The organism is Yinghuangia sp. ASG 101, from assembly GCF_021165735.1.
GTDB lineage: Bacteria > Actinomycetota > Actinomycetes > Streptomycetales > Streptomycetaceae > Yinghuangia.
Genome location: NZ_CP088911.1, coordinates 1,288,592 through 1,304,238, shown reverse-complemented (window position 1 = coordinate 1,304,238; position 15,647 = coordinate 1,288,592). Strand labels below are relative to the sequence as shown.

Annotated in this window: 13 protein-coding genes; 8 read left to right on the top strand and 5 right to left on the bottom strand. The window is 73.1% G+C overall.

All coding sequences use genetic code 11. The features are described from left to right. Positions 1-46: 46 nt before the first annotated feature. Positions 47-1,429: an ABC transporter substrate-binding protein gene (locus tag LO772_RS05245; protein ID WP_231777182.1), complete on the bottom strand. Its 1,383-nt coding sequence runs from the start codon at positions 1,427-1,429 to the stop codon at positions 47-49. Between the two features lie 689 nt (positions 1,430-2,118). Here LO772_RS05245 and LO772_RS05240 point away from each other — a divergent pair. The 3 genes from LO772_RS05240 (at position 2,119) to LO772_RS05230 (ending at position 6,397) form a co-directional block, all read left to right on the top strand. Beyond that, the gene (locus LO772_RS05240) at positions 2,119-5,436 is read left to right on the top strand and encodes a DEAD/DEAH box helicase (RefSeq protein WP_231777181.1); all 3,318 of its coding nucleotides are present in this window, start codon (positions 2,119-2,121) and stop codon (positions 5,434-5,436) included. Between the two features lie 73 nt (positions 5,437-5,509). Next, positions 5,510-5,743, top strand: coding sequence for a hypothetical protein (locus LO772_RS05235; RefSeq protein WP_231777180.1), 234 nt, complete (start codon positions 5,510-5,512; stop codon positions 5,741-5,743). 75 nt (positions 5,744-5,818) lie between these two features. Continuing rightward, entirely contained in the window at positions 5,819-6,397 is a 579-nt protein-coding gene (locus LO772_RS05230; RefSeq protein WP_231777179.1) for a GNAT family N-acetyltransferase, read from the top strand. Between the two features lie 121 nt (positions 6,398-6,518). Here the strand turns inward: LO772_RS05230 and LO772_RS05225 are convergent, their stop codons facing one another. Further along, a complete protein-coding gene (locus tag LO772_RS05225) occupies positions 6,519-6,974 on the bottom strand; it encodes a nitroreductase family deazaflavin-dependent oxidoreductase (protein WP_231779421.1) in 456 nt (151 codons plus the stop codon). Between the two features lie 358 nt (positions 6,975-7,332). Here LO772_RS05225 and LO772_RS05220 point away from each other — a divergent pair, with 358 nt between their 5' ends. Next, on the top strand, positions 7,333-8,037 hold the full coding sequence (locus LO772_RS05220; RefSeq protein WP_231777178.1) for a TetR/AcrR family transcriptional regulator: 705 nt from the start codon (positions 7,333-7,335) through the stop codon (positions 8,035-8,037). 478 nt (positions 8,038-8,515) lie between these two features. On the opposite strand, the gene LO772_RS05215 is transcribed toward LO772_RS05220, so the two are convergent. Next, entirely contained in the window at positions 8,516-9,442 is a 927-nt protein-coding gene (locus tag LO772_RS05215; protein WP_231777177.1) for an LLM class F420-dependent oxidoreductase, read from the bottom strand. A 127-nt stretch (positions 9,443-9,569) separates the two neighbouring features. Between LO772_RS05215 and LO772_RS05210 the strand changes: the two genes are divergently transcribed. After that, complete coding sequence (locus LO772_RS05210) at positions 9,570-10,112, top strand: hypothetical protein (protein ID WP_231777176.1); 543 nt, start codon at positions 9,570-9,572, stop codon at positions 10,110-10,112. 157 nt (positions 10,113-10,269) lie between these two features. Here LO772_RS05210 and LO772_RS05205 read toward each other — a convergent pair whose 3' ends face one another. Beyond that, on the bottom strand, positions 10,270-11,757 hold the full coding sequence (locus LO772_RS05205; protein ID WP_231777175.1) for an MFS transporter: 1,488 nt from the start codon (positions 11,755-11,757) through the stop codon (positions 10,270-10,272). 164 nt (positions 11,758-11,921) lie between these two features. Here LO772_RS05205 and LO772_RS05200 point away from each other — a divergent pair, with 164 nt between their 5' ends. Further along, positions 11,922-12,884 (top strand): helix-turn-helix transcriptional regulator, encoded by a 963-nt coding sequence (locus LO772_RS05200; RefSeq protein ID WP_231777174.1) that lies wholly within the window; start codon positions 11,922-11,924, stop codon positions 12,882-12,884. A gap of 353 nt (positions 12,885-13,237) precedes the next feature. Next, positions 13,238-14,434, top strand: coding sequence for a porin PorA family protein (locus LO772_RS05195; protein ID WP_331717307.1), 1,197 nt, complete (start codon positions 13,238-13,240; stop codon positions 14,432-14,434). Positions 14,435-14,538: 104 nt separating this feature from the next. Here the strand turns inward: LO772_RS05195 and LO772_RS05190 are convergent, their stop codons facing one another. Continuing rightward, positions 14,539-14,826: a hypothetical protein gene (locus LO772_RS05190; protein ID WP_231777172.1), complete on the bottom strand. Its 288-nt coding sequence runs from the start codon at positions 14,824-14,826 to the stop codon at positions 14,539-14,541. 149 nt (positions 14,827-14,975) lie between these two features. Here LO772_RS05190 and LO772_RS05185 point away from each other — a divergent pair, with 149 nt between their 5' ends. Then, complete coding sequence (locus LO772_RS05185) at positions 14,976-15,638, top strand: DNA polymerase ligase N-terminal domain-containing protein (protein WP_231777171.1); 663 nt, start codon at positions 14,976-14,978, stop codon at positions 15,636-15,638. The last annotated feature ends 9 nt before the right edge of the window (positions 15,639-15,647 follow it).

Sequence of the window (15,647 nt, the reverse complement as noted above, 5' to 3'; positions counted from 1 at the left end):
CGTCGCGGTGTCCCGCGCGCACGCGGGACACCGCGACGCCGCACCGCTACTTGAGGTCCGCGGGACTCTTGCCGACATCGGCGAGGGTCACGGGCCCGGTGTACGCCCCGGTGAGCTTGACCGCGGGCGCGTCGCAGCGGTAGGGCCCGCTGTCGGGTCTGAAGTCGGGGATCCTCCAGCCGTCCGGGGTCGCCTGGACGACGTTGAAACACGAGACCGGGGTGTCGTTGTTCGACAGGTCGACCGGTGCCTGGAGCCCGCCGGCCGTCCAGGCCTTCTCGGTGCGGGCCGCCTCGTACACGCACGTGCGCGTGAGGTCGTCGCCGCAGCTCGCGGCCGACTTGGCGAAGACGAGCCAGGACGAGAACGCCCGCAGGACGGGCAGCGTCACCGGTGCGTTCGGGGCGTATTTCGCGAACAGGTCGACGACCTTCTGCGTCGCGGGGCTCGCCGCGGCGTTCTCCAGCGCGTTGATGCCGCTGAGGTCGGCGACGTTGTTCTGGGCCGCGAGCGTTTGGTCGCCGACGAGTTCGAGGAACGCCGGGGTGTAGGCGTTGTTGTTGGCGTCGATCCAGTCGAGCTTGTAGCCGATGTTCGTCAGCGACTGTTCCAGCTTGGCCAGTTGCGCGTACTGGCCGTAGAAGACCAGTCCGCGCACGTTCTTGTTCTTGATGCTCTGCGCGTACGGCGTCCAGTCGGAGACACCGGCCGCGGGGAAGAGGTCCTGGTAGCCGACGGTTCCGCCCGCGGCCTCCATGCTTTCGACGACCTTCGCGCCCGTGGCCTTCACCGACGGCGAGTCGCCGACGATGATGCCGAGCGAGCCGGCCGACGCCGGGTAGGCCTCCTGGAGCAGCCACCGGTAGAACCCGGCGTACGGCGCGTACGTGATGGCCCGGGCCTGGGTGCGTATCTGCAGGTCCGAGCCGTCCGCCTCGGCCTGCGTGACCTGCGCGGCGAAGTCCGGCAGCAGGCACGACAGCCGGTCCTTGACGCCCATGCCGTCGAGCGCGCCGCCTCCGCCGGCGAGGACGAAGTCCTCACGGCAGGCGTCGGCGATCCGCTGCCGGACCTCCGTCATCTTGGTGTCGTGGGTGGTCGCGACGAGCTTGCGGCCGTTGATCCCGCCGGCCTCGTTGCACCACGCCGTGAACACCTTGGCGGCGTCGAGGAATTCGGAGTTCTTCGTGAAGCCGACGTCGGACACGACGCCGACCTTGATCTCCTTCTCGGTGACGCCCTGGGCCGGCGAGCCCTTCGGCGACCCCGTGTGGCAGACGTCCTTCAGATCGCCGAAGTCGGCGGACACGGTGACCGGTGCCGGATCCGCCGCCGACGGGCCCTCGGTGCCCGAACCGCCGCGATCGGCGCATCCGGCGGCCAGCAGAGCGACCACCGCGAGGGTGGTGACGGTTCTCCGCGATCTCACGGGCTGCCTCCTCAGGCATGTTTCCGGAACGGACCGTTCCGGAGTGCAGGCGTGCGCCGTCCGGAACCGGTCCCGAAAACCCGGTCCGGACGGAAGCGCTGAAAACTGAAAAACGGGTCGCGCGGGGCGGGCGCGGGCAGGCGTTCGCACCCGGCACCGCGACATGCTCGGAAGGCCGGCGCGGGCCCGCGTCAACCCGCGGGCGGCGGCCGGTCGTTCACGGAGTGCGCGGAGGCGGGCCGCGGCCCGGGCCGGTACGCCGGACGGGTATCCTCGGTCGAAGGACGGTCACACGCGGCGGCGGGCGGCATCACACCGCCGCGGCGGCGCCGGTAGCCGACGGGGTCGCGGCGCCGGTGAAGGCCGGGCGACACAGGCCCCCTGGGTTGTCCGGTCATGCGGAGACCTCCAAGGAGCCGACGAATTGCGGACCCGGTGTGCGCCCCGGTCCTCCCCAGCGTTCGTTGCCCGTACGGATCTTCATGATGGTCACTCGCCCCGGGCGAGTGAAATACCAAGACCTGATGGCGCTATGCGCGACAGCGATGGTCCCGGTGGTTTGGGAGCGCCCCGCGCACGCGGCGGCGCACGTGTCGGAGGCGCCGCTTAGGCTCGCTCTGCGTCCGCCGTGTCCCCGTGCGGGCGCGACCGGCGTGCCCCGGCACGTGTCGTACGACGGAAAGGCCCTCGTGTTCGCTCTGCATGCGCTGTGGCAGAGGAACCGGACCCTGGCGGTGTGGGTCGAGGACGCGCGCCCGGCACCCGACGGCGGGGAGCCCGCCGACCCCGTGTCCGGGCCGGCCCGCCCGCACCCCTGCGCCGGTCCGGCCGACCTCGTCGGTGCGCTGCTGGCGGGAGTCGGGCCCGGGCTGGAGTGGCTGGTCGGGGAGGCCGCCGCCGGGGCGCTCGTGATCGACCTGCCGACCGGGCTCGACGGCGTCCCGCGGCCCTCGCCCGAACTGCCCGGCGAACCGCCGCGCGGACCGCGCCCGGGCCTCGCGCTGCGCCCCTGGCTGGTGCCCGCACTGGTGTTCGACGCCGATCAGGCCGCACAACTGCTCGGCGCGCTGTTCGACCCCCGGCACGCCGCGCTGCGCACCGAGGTCGTCGGCGACGGCTCGGTCGACGTCCCGTACGGCGCGTCGCTGCGCTGGCTGACCGCCGTACACGACCTCGCGTGGCGCATGGTCGGGCGCGGGCGGGTGCTCCCCGGCATCGCCGTGCGGGACGGGACCGCGTACGCGCGCTGGCTCCCGGCACCGACCGAGACCGACTGGCGGTTGATCCGCGCCCTGGCCGCCGCGTGCCCGCCCGTGTGCCGGGCCGGTCACGCCGAGGACGCGCCGCGGACCGCCGCCGTGACCGGCACCGCCCTGGTCGACGACCTGCTCGCCGCGCTGGTCGACGCGGAGACCCGCGCGGCGCTCGACGGCATGCCCTCGCTGCTGCCGCCGGGGCGCCCGCCGCGCCCGCCCGAGTCCGCGGCCGAACACTGGCTCGCGGCACTCACCACCGCGTCCGGCCGCCTCGACGCGACCGGCCCCGCCGAGGCCGAGGACCTGCGCGCGGCGCTCGCCGCGTGGCACGCCACCGAGTCGGCCCCCGCCCGTCCGCTGCGCACGTGCTTCCGCCTCGTCGAACCCCTCGGCCCCGATCCCGCGGACCTCCACGGCGGGACGACCGACGACAACTGGCGCGTCGACATCCTGCTCCAGGCCCCCGACGAACCGTCGCTGCTGGTCGAGGCGTCGCGCGTGTGGGACGCCGGGCCCGTGCTCGCCGTCTTCGAACGCAAGCAGTACCAGCCGCAGGAAGCGCTCCTCGCCGACCTCGACCGCGCGTCCCGCACGTGGCCCGCGCTCGCCGCCACGCTGCGCGAGTCCCGGCCCGGCAGCGTGCGCCTCGACCGCGCCGGAGCCCTCGACTTCCTGCGCCGCGCCGCACCGGCCCTCGCCGCCTCCGGGTTCGGCGTGCTGCTGCCGACCTGGTGGCAGCACCCGCCCCGGCTCGGCCTGACCCTCACCGCCCGCACCCGCACGCCCGGGCTGGTGGCCGGCGGCGGGCTGCTCGACCAGGACGCGGTCGTCGCGTTCGCGTGGCAGGCCGCTCTCGGCGACGCCGTGCTGACCGCCGACGAACTGCGCGAACTGGCCGCCACCACACAGCCGTTGGTCCGCTTTCGGGGCCAGTGGACGGAAGCCGACCCGCGCGCCATCGCCGCCGCCGCGGACCTCATCGCCCGCGACGGCACCGGCACCATGACGGCCGGTGAGGTGGTCAGGATCGCGGTCGACCCGGCCGCCACCGTCGCCGGGCTCCCGGTGCGCCGCGTCGACGCCGACGCGTGGCTCGGCGAACTCCTCGCCGGTGCGGACGAGTTGCGCACCCGGCCGGTGTCACTCCCGGCCACGTTCACCGCCACGCTGCGCCCGTATCAGCAACGCGGCCTGGAGTGGCTGGCGTTTATGTCCCGCCTCGGCGTCGGCGCCGTCCTCGCCGACGACATGGGCCTCGGCAAGACCGTGCAGACCCTCGCGCTGGTGAGCGCGGAGCACGCGGAACGCGGGGAACCCGCGGGCGGCGTCCGGGATGTCGGACAACCCCCGTCCGCCGCCTCCGCCGCGCACCCGCCGCCCGCGCGCTCCCCGTCGCCGACGCAACCGCCGGGCGCGGACGCGGCGTTCGCGCCCCCACCGGCCAGCGCGGGCCCGACCCTGGTCGTGTGCCCCATGTCCCTCGTCGGCAACTGGGTGCGTGAAGCCCGGCGATTCGCACCGGAGTTGCGGGTCGTCGTCCACCACGGTTCCGTGAGGCACCGGGACGCGGGCGACCTCCGCACCGCTGTCGCCGACGCCGATCTGGTGGTCACCACGTACGAGACCGCCCATCGGGACGTCGCCACGCTGCGCACCGTCGCGTGGCGGCGGGTGGTCGCCGACGAGGCGCAGCAGATCAAGAACATCGCCACCCGCCAATCGCGGGCACTGCGCGCGCTGCCCGCGCACCACCGCGTCGCGTTGACCGGCACGCCCGTCGAGAACCGCCTCGCCGAGCTGCACTCCGTGCTCGACTTCGCCAATCCGGGCCTGTTCGGCGACGCGGAGCGCTTCAAGGCGACGTACGCCATCGCGATCGAACGCAACGGCAGCGCGAGCGCGTTGGCCGCGCTGCGCCGCGTCGCCGCGCCCTTCGTGCTGCGTCGGCACAAGACCGACCCGGCGATCGCCGCGGACCTGCCCGCGAAGCAGGAGATGACGGTGCTGTGCACGCTCACCCCCGAACAAGCCGGGCTGTACCGCGCGGTGGTCGCGGACATGGACCACCGCGTCCGGCACACGGCGGGGATCGAGCGTCAAGGGCTCATCCTCGCGACGCTCGGCAAGCTCAAACAGATCTGCAACCACCCCGCGCAGTTCCTGCACGAGCGCGGCACCCCGGTCGCCGCGCGGTCCGGCAAGGTCGAACGCCTCGTCGCGACCCTGGAGGAGGCACTCGCGGAAGGCGACAGGGCCCTGTGTTTCACGCAATACGCCCGCTTCGGCGCCCTGTTGCAGGAACACTTGGCCGAACGCCTCGGTACGGAGGTGCTGTTCCTGCACGGCGGGATCACCGGACGCAGCCGCGACCGGCTGGTCGAGCGCTTCCAGGCGGGCGGGCCCTCGGTGTTCGTGCTGTCGCTGAAGGCCGGCGGCACCGGGCTCAACCTGACCGCGGCGAACCAGGTGATCCACGTCGACCGGTGGTGGAACCCGGCGGTCGAGGACCAGGCCACCGACCGGGCGTACCGTATCGGCCAGCGGCAGTCCGTCCAGGTACGGAAGTTCGTCTGCGCGGGCACCGTGGAGGAGCGCGTCGACGCGGTGATCGCGGGCAAACGCGGTCTCGCCGCGTCGGTGGTCGGCGGCACGCGGGACGACCGCACACGGCCGGGGGAGCGGTGGCTCACCGACATGTCGGCCGACGCGCTGCGCGAACTCGTCGCGTTGTCGGAGGAGGCGGAGCCATGAGGGAGCCGGGCGAGCGCGTCGCCGGAACGGGCGGGTGCCGCGGGTGTGGTGCCGGGCGACGCGGGGTGCCCGCATGACCGGAACCGACGCACCGGACCCCGACGCACCGGACCCCGACGGGCCGCTCGACGACCGTGTCGCCGACTTCTGGGGCGGCGGGCCCGTGCCGCTCGCCCCCGACGCTCCGGAGGCGCCCGAACCCGCACTCGACCGGCTGGCTCCGGCACCGGGAGCACCGGCGGCGATTCGCGGCAGGAATCCCGTCGATCTGCTGCGACCCGCCTACACCGCGATGACCTCTCGGTGAGTCGCGGCCCCGCACACGGCAGGATCGTGATCGGCCCGCGCACTTTGCGGGCGGGATCAGTAAGGAGAGTTCCGCATGTCCGGCGAGTCCGTACGCATACGGCCGACGCACCCCGACGACCTCGACGCGGTCGCCGCGATCTACGCCCACTACGTCCTCAACAGCGTGGCGACCTTCGACGAGGTCCCGCCGTCGCCGGAGGACTGGCGGGCGAAGGCCTACGACCTGTACGCACGCCGCCTGCCGTTTCTGGTGGCGGAGGCGGACTGGGAGGTCGTCGGTTTCGCGTACGCCGCGCCGTGGCGGCCGAAGCCGGCGTACCGGCACACCGCCGAGGACAGCATCTATCTGTCGCCGGACCACACCGGCAAGGGGCTGGGCAAGGCCCTGCTGACGACGCTCATGCCGCTGTGCGCCGACGCGGGGGTGCGGCGACTGCTCGCGGTGATCGCCGACGGCGGTGACGACAACTCGTCGTCGCGGCTGCACAAGGCGATCGGGTTCACGGAGGTCGGGCGGCTGCACGAGGTCGGCCGCAAGTTCGACCGCTGGATCGATACGGTTCTTTACCAGCTGGAGTTGCGGCCGCGCCAGGTCCCGCCGGGCGAGCCCGTGGCCGAACCGCCCGCCGGTCCCGCTCCCCGCCCCGAGTAGTGCCTCGTCCGGCCCGGTTGCGGCGGCCGGCGGGCCGCCCGGGCGGGCGGTGGCGGGGGATCCGACGGGGGAGCGGCGCCCGGGAGTTCGGCCCGGCGGGCGCGGACGGCCGCACCCGGTGTCAGGCCCGCGTCGTGATGCGGAAGACCGGGTACTTCGGTGCGGCGCCGAGGAGCGTCGCGTCGTCGGACTTGGCGTCGACGCCGTCGAAGAACACGCCGACCTCCCACTTCCACTTGGCGAGGTAGGCGCGCAGGATCTCGGGCTTCTCGGCGTCGGTGAGCTCGACGCTGGTGAACGCCTGGGCGCGACGCCCCACGCGCAGTTCGCCCCCGTCGGCCGCGCGCAGGTTGCGCACCCACTGGGTGACCCCGCGCGGGGCGACGAGGTACTGCTCGCCGTCGTGGGTGAGCAGGTTCACCGGCGTCGTGCGCCATTCACCGGACTTGCGACCGCGCACCGCCAGCACGCGGCTGCCCGCGATGCTCAGGCCGCGGCGGGTCAGCCACGCCACGACGGTGTTGAAGACCTTGGTGGGCAGGCCGGGCTGGACGTAGCGGATCTGCGCGTCGCTCATGGTGCTCTCCTGCGGGGTGGCCGCGGTCGCGGGGACTCGGGCGGACGGGGTGGTCTCGGTGGTCGGGCCGGTCGGGAGGGCTTCGGCGGTCCGAGCGGTCCGGCCGGTCGGGGCGGCCGGGTCGGCCGGGGCGGTGCGAGCGGTGGCGGTCATCGTGCTCTCGGACATCGTCGTGTCTCCCGGCTTCGTCGGCGTCGGCTGTTCTACTGCCCGGGACTCCCGCTCTTCAGCGTGAACCCCGATCCTTGTGGAGAGCGGTGCTCTCGACTGGGAACAGCATGCACGATTGCCGTGCCCCCGTGCAAGAGCACTGCTCTCTTTTTCGTCCGCCGCTCGCGTTTCCTGTCAGAATGGGCCCATGAACGCGAGCCGTACCGCCCGAGACCGGGCCCGGGCCGAGCTGACCCGGGAGATCAAGGAAGAAGCCCGGCGCCAACTGGCCGTCGAGGGCGCCCAGCGCCTGTCCCTGCGCGCGGTCGCCCGCGAACTGGGCATGGCGTCCTCCGCCCTCTACCGCTATTTCCCCAGCCGGGACGACCTTCTGACGCAGCTCATCGTCGACGCGTACGACGGAATCGGTGCCGCGGTGGAGGCGGCCGGACGCGACCTCCCGGCCATCGACGTGCGCGGGCGCTGGTGCGCGAAATGCGCGGCGATCCGCGCCTGGGCCCGGGAGAACCGGCACGAGTACGCGCTGATCTACGGCACCCCGGTCCCCGGCTACCAGGCGCCCGAGGAGACCATCGGCCCCGCCTCCCGTGTGCCGGTCGCCCTGCTCACGACCGTGCGCGAGGCCCGCGACCTGGGCCTCCTGGTCGACCGCGTCCCGCTGGACCTCACGCCCGGCCTCGTGGCCCAGGCCTCGGCCGTCGCGGACGCCACGGGCGTCGGTCTCGCGCCGCCCGAGGCCGTCCGCACCGTCATCGCGTGGTCGCAACTCTCCGGCATGCTCGGCTTCGAACTGTTCGGCACATTCGTCGGCACGCTCGACCCCGCCGACGAATTCTTCACCGAAGCGGTGGCCCGTATGGCCGACTTCCTCGGCCTGCCCCACGCGACCTGAACCCGGCGCTCCCGCGCCCGAACGCCCCACACGTTCTCCCGCGCCCCCCACCACGCGCCGCGTCCGCGCAGGGCCGCCCGCCCTCCCGACGGCCACGGAGCCACCGGCCCCGGCCCCGCCTCGCGCCCGGGCCGCGGCGGGGCGACCTCCCCGCGTTCGGCGGCGCCGGTCCCCGGGCGCGGCACTGCCCGGCGTCCGGGCTGTGGCGGCGTGGGACGTCTCCGTGCTCGGGGTCGCCGGTCGCCGGATGCGGAGCCGCCCGGCGGCCGGGTCGTGGGGTGGGCGACTTCCCCGGACCCCGTGTCACCCGACTTCGGCGGCGGCAAGGCCCCGCGCCCCGGCGGCGGCGTGCGACTTCCCCGCGCTCCGCGGCGCCGGTCCCCGGGCGCGGCACTGCCCGGCGGCCCGGGCGGGCCACGGCGGCGGCCGGGGGGTGCGGGTGCGTGTGGTTGCCCCGGCCGCCTGCCGTGGGGGTGGGTCAGTCGAGCTGTCGCATGACCTCGGCGGCGATCAACTCCAGGTGGTCGAGGTCGGACAGGTCCAGGACCTGGAGGTAGACGCGCGTCGCCCCGACCTCCGCGTAGCGGCCGATCTTGTCGACGACCTCGGACGGCGTGCCCGCGAGGCCGTTCTCGCGCAGTTCCTCGGGAGCGCGGCCGATCGCCTCCGCGCGGCGCGCGACCTCGGCCTCGTCGCGCCCGACGCACACGACGAGCGCGTTCGAGAAGACCATGCTGTCCGGAGCCCGGCCGGCCTCGGCCATCGCGTCGCGTACACGGCCGAACATCGTCGCGGTGTCGGCGGTCGACGTGAACGGCAGGTTGAACTCGTCGGCGAACCGGGCCGCGAGCCTCGGCGTACGCGTCGGGCCGTGACCGCCGATGAGCACCGGCGGGCGCGGTCGCTGGACGGGCTTGGGCAGCGCGGGGGAGTCGGTGAGCCGGTAGTGCGTCCCGGCGAAGTCGAACGTCTTGCCCTCCGGGGTCTCCCACAGGCCCGTGACGATCGCCAACTGCTCCTCGAGGCGGTCGAACTTGTCCTTCGGGAACGGAATGCCGTACGCCGTGTGCTCGTCCTCGAACCAGCCCGCCCCGAGGCCGATTTCGACCCGCCCGCCGGACATCGCGTCGACCTGCGCGACCTGGATCGCGAGCACACCGGGCAGGCGGAACGTCGCCGCCGTCATCAGCGTGCCCAGGCGGATCCGCTTCGTCTCCCGGGCCAGCCCGGCCAGCGTGATCCACGCGTCGGTCGGTCCGGGCAGCGGGTCGCCGCCGCCCATCCGCAGATAGTGGTCGGAGCGGAAGAAGGCGTCGAAGCCGAGGTCCTCGGTGGCCTTCGCGACGCTCAGAAGAGTGTCGTAGCTCGCGCCCTGCTGGGGTTCGGTGAAGATACGGAGATCCATACCCGTCATCCTCTCCCATCGGCGCGGCGTCCCGGCGAACGGCCGTGCGCGTGCCTCGGCGCATCCCCGAGGTACGGGCCCGGCGTTCGCATGACCGATTCCCCCGCGACCTCCTACGCTCGGCCCCGTGAAGACCTCAAAGCGCGCTCTGCTGCTGCTCGATGTCGACGGCCCGCTGAACCCCTTCGAGGTGCAGCCGCGCTGCCCGACGGGATACACGTCGCACCTGCTCAAGCCCGCGAACTGGGTGAACGCCCACGGCGGCGACCCCGAGCGGGCCCCCTTCCTGCGCGTCGACCTCAACCCCGCGCACGGGCCCGCGTTAGCGGCGCTGCCGTTCGAACTCGTCTGGGCGACCTCGTGGATGGACCAGGCCAACGACATGATCGGTCCGGCGGTCGGCCTGCCGCGGCTGCCGTACATCGACTGGGGCGAGACGCTGTTCGTCCGCGACCCCGACGGACTGCACTGGAAGACACGCGCGTTGGTCGCCTACGCGGCCGACCGGCCGTTCGTGTGGGTCGACGACGAACCCGGGGACCTCGACCGCGCGTGGGTCGCGGACCATCACGCCGGCCCGGCTCTGGTGCACACCGTCTCCGCCGAATTCGGGCTGACCGACGACGACTTCGCGCTGCTGCGGACGTGGGCCGAGGAGCTGCGACGGTGACGCCACCGGCCTGAGCGACGGGTGTCGTGCGGGCGTGCGGCGTACGAACACCCTTGCCACGACGGGCCCTTCCCCGAAACGCGGAGGGCCGCCGGCGTGACTTCCGCCGGCGACCCCCGCGCCCGTACCGCCCGTCCGCCGGCGGCTCAGCCGCCCGTCAGTGGCCCTCGGCCTGCCGCGCGTGCCTCGGCAGCAGGAAGCCCGCCACGAAGGCCACCGCCGTCAGCGCCAGCGCGATCAGCGATGTCACCGCGACCGCGTCGAGTGCCGACTGCTGGTGCAACCGCGCCCCGCCCTGGTCGAAGAAGACGGTCCCGAACACCGCCACCCCGAGGGCCGCGGCGAGTTGCTGCATCGACTCCAGCGCGCTGGACGCCGAGCCGACCTCGTCGTCCTCGACCTCGCCCATGATGATGTCGAACAGCGGCACGAAGATCATGCCCATACCGAGCCCGAACACGAGGAACGGTGCCGCCGGCGTCCAACTCCCCATGTGGGTCGACGCGTTGGCGAACACGAAGTACAGGCTCGCGATCCCCACGGCCATGATCGTGAGGCCGATGTGCAGGATCCTCCGACCCAGCTTGCCCATCAGCGCGCCGCTCGCCCCCGAGCCGATGAACGCGCCGACCGCCCACGGAGCCATGGTCAGGCTCGCCCGCATCGCACTGAACCCGAGCCCGAACTGCAGGAACAGCCCGATCGCCATCGACAGCCCGGTGATCGCCCCGAAGAACACGATCACGAACAGCACACCCGAGCTGTACGAGCGCTTCGAGAACACGCTCAGCCGCACGAGCGGCGCCTTCACCCCCAGGCGCGTCCGGCGCAGCGTGTACGCCACGAACACCGCCAGCACCGCCACGGCCGCCGCGAGCATCCCGAACATCCACGCCGGCCAGCCCTTCTCCTGCCCCTGGACCAGCGGGTAGACCAGCATGAACATCCCGGCCCCGCCGATGGCCATGCCCAGCGGGTCGAGCGACTTGTCGTCCCCCGCGACCGGCGGCCGGGCCGGCAGCGCGAAGCGGCCGACGATCAGGGCGAACAGGCCGATCGGCACGTTGATCAGGAAGATCATGCGCCAGCCCGTGCCGAACAGGTCGGCGTCGACCAGCGTCCCGGCCACGATCGGCCCGAGGATCGTCGCGAGCCCGATCGCGGGCCCGAACACCGTGAACGCCTTGCCGATCTCCGGCCCCGAGAAGAGATCGCGGATGAGCCCGAATCCCTGCGGGATCATGACCGCCCCGGCGAGCCCCTGGAGGACGCGCGCGGTGATCAGCGCCTCGGGCGACCACGCCACCGCGCACAGCACCGACGCCGTCACGAAGGCGACGATGCCGATCGTCATCATCCGCTTGCGGCCGAAGATGTCCCCGAGCCGGCCGCCGGTCAGCAGGCCGGCCGCCAGCGTGAGCGTGTACGCCGCCGCGGTCCACTGCAGCGCCGAGTAGGAGGCGCCGAGGTCGGCGCGGATCGCGGGGGCCGCGATGTTGACGATCGACGCGTCCAACAGGTTCAGCAGCGTCGCGGCGAGGATCACGGACAGCCCGAGCCACTTGCGGTCGTGCGAGGGCGCGGGGGCACCCGGGGATTCCGCGGCTGTCGCGGACGCTGCCGCGGAGTCCAGGACTGCGCTCACAGGAGTGCTCCTTCTCAAGGGGCCGGAAGAGCCAGGCGAAGACCCAAGTCACCTTTGAGCAAAAGGACTTGGGGGAGTTCATCGGCGACCGCCGATCTCCACTGCCGAAACTCTAGGAGGCCATTAGGCAAGGATCGTTCCTAAAGAAGGGGCATGCTCGAACCATGTTGGAGACCTCGGCACGACTGCTGCGTCTGCTCTCCCTGCTGCAGACCCACCGCGACTGGACCGGCACCGAACTCGCCGAACGACTCGACGTCACGCCGCGCACCGTGCGCAACGACGTCGAGCGGCTGCGCACCCTCGGCTACCCCGTGCACGCGACGCGCGGCGCGGCGGGCGGCTACCGCCTCGGCGCCGGGGCGTCGCTGCCCCCGCTGCTGCTCGACGACGAGGAGGCCGTCGCCGTCGCGGTCGGGCTGCGTACCGCGGCCGGCGGCTCGGTCTCCGGGATCGAGGAGACCTCGCTGCGCGCCCTCGCCAAACTCGAACAGGTTCTGCCCCACCACCTCAGGCGCCGCGTCAATGCGCTCCAGACCTACACCGTGCCGGTCCCCGGGCAGGACGGCCCGCGCGTGGACGCGGACGTCCTCACGACCATCGCCGCCGCGTGCCGCGACCACGAACGCCTCCGCTTCGACTACCGCGACCACGCCGGTGCCGCGACGCTGCGCAACGTCGAGCCGTACCGCATGGTGCACCGGGGCCGCCGCTGGTACCTCGTCGCGTGGGACACGCAGCGCGAGGACTGGCGCATCTTCCGTGTCGACCGGATCGCCCCCCGCACCCCCGCCGGCCCGCGCTTCACGCCGCGCCCGCTCCCCGACGAGGACGTCGCGGAGTTCGTCTCCGCACGGGTGTCCGCGGCCCCGTGGCGTACGCGCGTCCGCGTGACCGTGCACGCCCCCGCCGCCGAGATCGCCGCCCGCGTGCCGGGCTTCGCGGGCAGCGTCGAACCGGTCGACGACACCACGTGTGTCTTCGTCACCGGATCCCAGGACCCCGCGAGCCTGGCGGCCTGGCTCGGCCTGCTCGGTGCCGACTTCACGGTGCACGACGCCCCCGAAGTCGTCCCGCACCTGCGCGCGTTGGCCGACCGCTTCGCGCGCGCCGCGGGCGGCGAATGAAGGGCGGACGCGCCCGGGCCGGACCCCCGGGCGCGCCCCCCCGCGGCCGACGCGTCGTCGGGACGGGACCTCAGGAAGGCACGTCGCCGCGCCGCCGCGGTGAGGATCACCAGCGCGCCGGCGGGAGCCCACCACCGCACCGAGCCGTCCGACACGAACGCGTGTCCGGCGAGCGTCGGCGCCACGCATCCGGCTGCGAACAGCGCGGCGCGGAACACGCGGAGACGTGACCGGACAGGCACGGCTCTCATGCTGCCACCCGCGGGACCGGCCGCGGCGGCGGGGCATCGCGGTGGCACCGGCCGAAAACCGCCGCTCCAATATCACGAATCATCGCTGAGCGTACGGGAATCGTGATTCCTCGTACGCGAAGGCATCATTCCTGCAAGCTCGGCCGTCAGCCGACGAGGAACCACAGAAGGGCCCCCCAAGTGCGCCGCGCGTCATGGATCATCAGCTCGGTATCCGTTCTGCTGGTCGCGGCAGGAGCCGTCAGCAAGTTCGCCGTTTATCCGGAACTTCACCAGATCCCGGATGATCTGAAAGGAACGATGAGCTTTGAGGGTGTCCTCACCGCTCTCGACCAACAAGCCCTGGAACGACAGGATTTCGCCAACGCGATCATCCGCGACCTCCCCGTGACCGCCGACCGCGAGGTCAAGGCCGTGCACACCTCGGGGTCGACGATCGTGCTGAACGACCGCACCGAGATCTACGGCCCGACCAAGCAGGTCGTGTCCACCACCGAGCACCCGTACGCGCTCGACCGCAAGGACGGGTCGGAGCGCCCCGCACCCGAAGGGGTGAACGCCGAGCCACACGTAGGGCTGACCGCGGCCTTCCCGCTCGAACCCGAGAAGCGCGACTATCCGTTCTGGGACGCCGAGACACAGACCACCGTCGCCGCGAAGTACGTCTCCAGCGAGAAGCGCCACGGCCGCACGGTGTACGCGTACCACATCAGCGTGCAGGGCACCGTCGCCGATCCGACCCTGACGGGCGCGTTGCCCCCGGTGTTCCCCAAGGCCGCCCTGCAGGCGCTCAACCCCGCCGCGCAACTGGCCGACGCCCCCGACCCGGTGCCGCTCACCTACCTGTCCCGGACCGAGATGGTCGGGTACGTCGACTCGGAGACGGGCGTGGTGATCGCCCTCGACTCCGACAAGTCGGTGACCGCGAACTTCCAGGGCGCCGAGATGTTCCCGGTCGCCGCGGGCAAGCTCAGCACGACCGAGTCCTCCCAGGCGGACCTCGCCGACCAGGCGGCCACGGGAGCCCTGGCGTTCTGGGTCCTGTCCGACGCCGGGCCGTACGGGGCGTGGGCACTGGCCGTGGCACTGATGCTGCTCGTGGTGTGGCTGGAGCGCCGCAAGCGGGGCGAGACGCCGGCCGGCGACGGTGCGGCGCTGCCGCAGCAGCGCGAGGACGGCGACGAGCGCGCCGAGCGTGACGCGGGCGGCGAGGCCGACCGTGAGGACGACCCGAAGGCGGACGAGGCAGCGGTGACCGCCGGTGCGGGATCGGACACGCCGCGCGAACCCCGGTCCTGACCGGCACCAACCCCGCGCGGGGCACCCGAGCGACCTCGGGTGCCCCGCGCGGCGCCGGTACGCGGACGCACCGGCCGCGCCCGCCGGGCGCCGCATAGCCAAAATCAGCCGCCGGGTAGCCAGAAAGCGTGTACTTTCGCGACCTGCGGCGGGTTCGCCGGGCTCGCCAGGCCGAGTTCCGCCGCGATCGGCAGCATGCGACGTTCGAAGGCCTGCTGGTCGTCCTCGGTCTCCCACACGTCGGTCACCAGCATGCCGCCGCCGGGCTCGGGCACCGCGACATGCGCGAGGCACCCGTGGAAGAAGTCCGTCCCCTCCCGCCGCATGCGGGCCATGAGGGCGTCGTACTGCCCGGTGGTGACCGGCAACCGGATCTGCATGAAGACGGCCATCGTGTCCTCCTCCGACGGGCGGCCGTCTCCCAATCTCCCCGCGCTCCCCGGCTCCCGCAAACAGAAGCCGACGGTTGCGGTCGCGGTCGACGGGTAGCCGCGTGGCGACGTGGCCGCACGCGGTTCCGCAACGTCCCGGAGGAGTGCCCGTGGCCTCGAAGGACCCGCACCGTTCCGAAGACCGCGACGGTCCGCTCGCGGACTACCGGCGCAAGCGCGACTTCGCCAGAACCCCCGAGCCACCGGGCACCCACGCGCCCGGCACGTCCGGCGACACGGGCCGCTTCGTCGTCCAGATCCACGACGCGACCCGCACGCACTTCGACTTCCGCCTGGAGGTCGACGGCGTGCTCAAGTCCTGGGCGGTGCCGAAGGGCCCCACACACGACCCGGCCGAGAAGCGCCTCGCCGTCCCGACCGAGGACCACCCGCTCGACTACCGCGACTTCGAGGGCGTCATCGCGCCGGGCGAGTACGGCGGCGGCACCGTCATCGTGTGGGACCAGGGCACCTACCGCAGCATGGCCACCGACCGGCGCGGCAACGACGTCCCGTTCGCCGACGCGCTCGCGGCCGGCCACGCGTCGTTCTGGATGGACGGCGCGAAACTCCACGGCGGGTACGCCCTGACGCGCACCCGCGGCGGCCCCGGCCGGGGCGAGACATGGCTGCTGGTCAAGCGCAAGGACCGGCACGCCGCCAAGACCGACGCACCGGACCCGTGGCGCGCGCGATCCGTGCTGACCGGCCGCACCCTCCGGCAGGTCGCCGCGGAATCCGACGGCGCGGCGGGCCCGGACCAGCCCGACTGATCCCGCGCG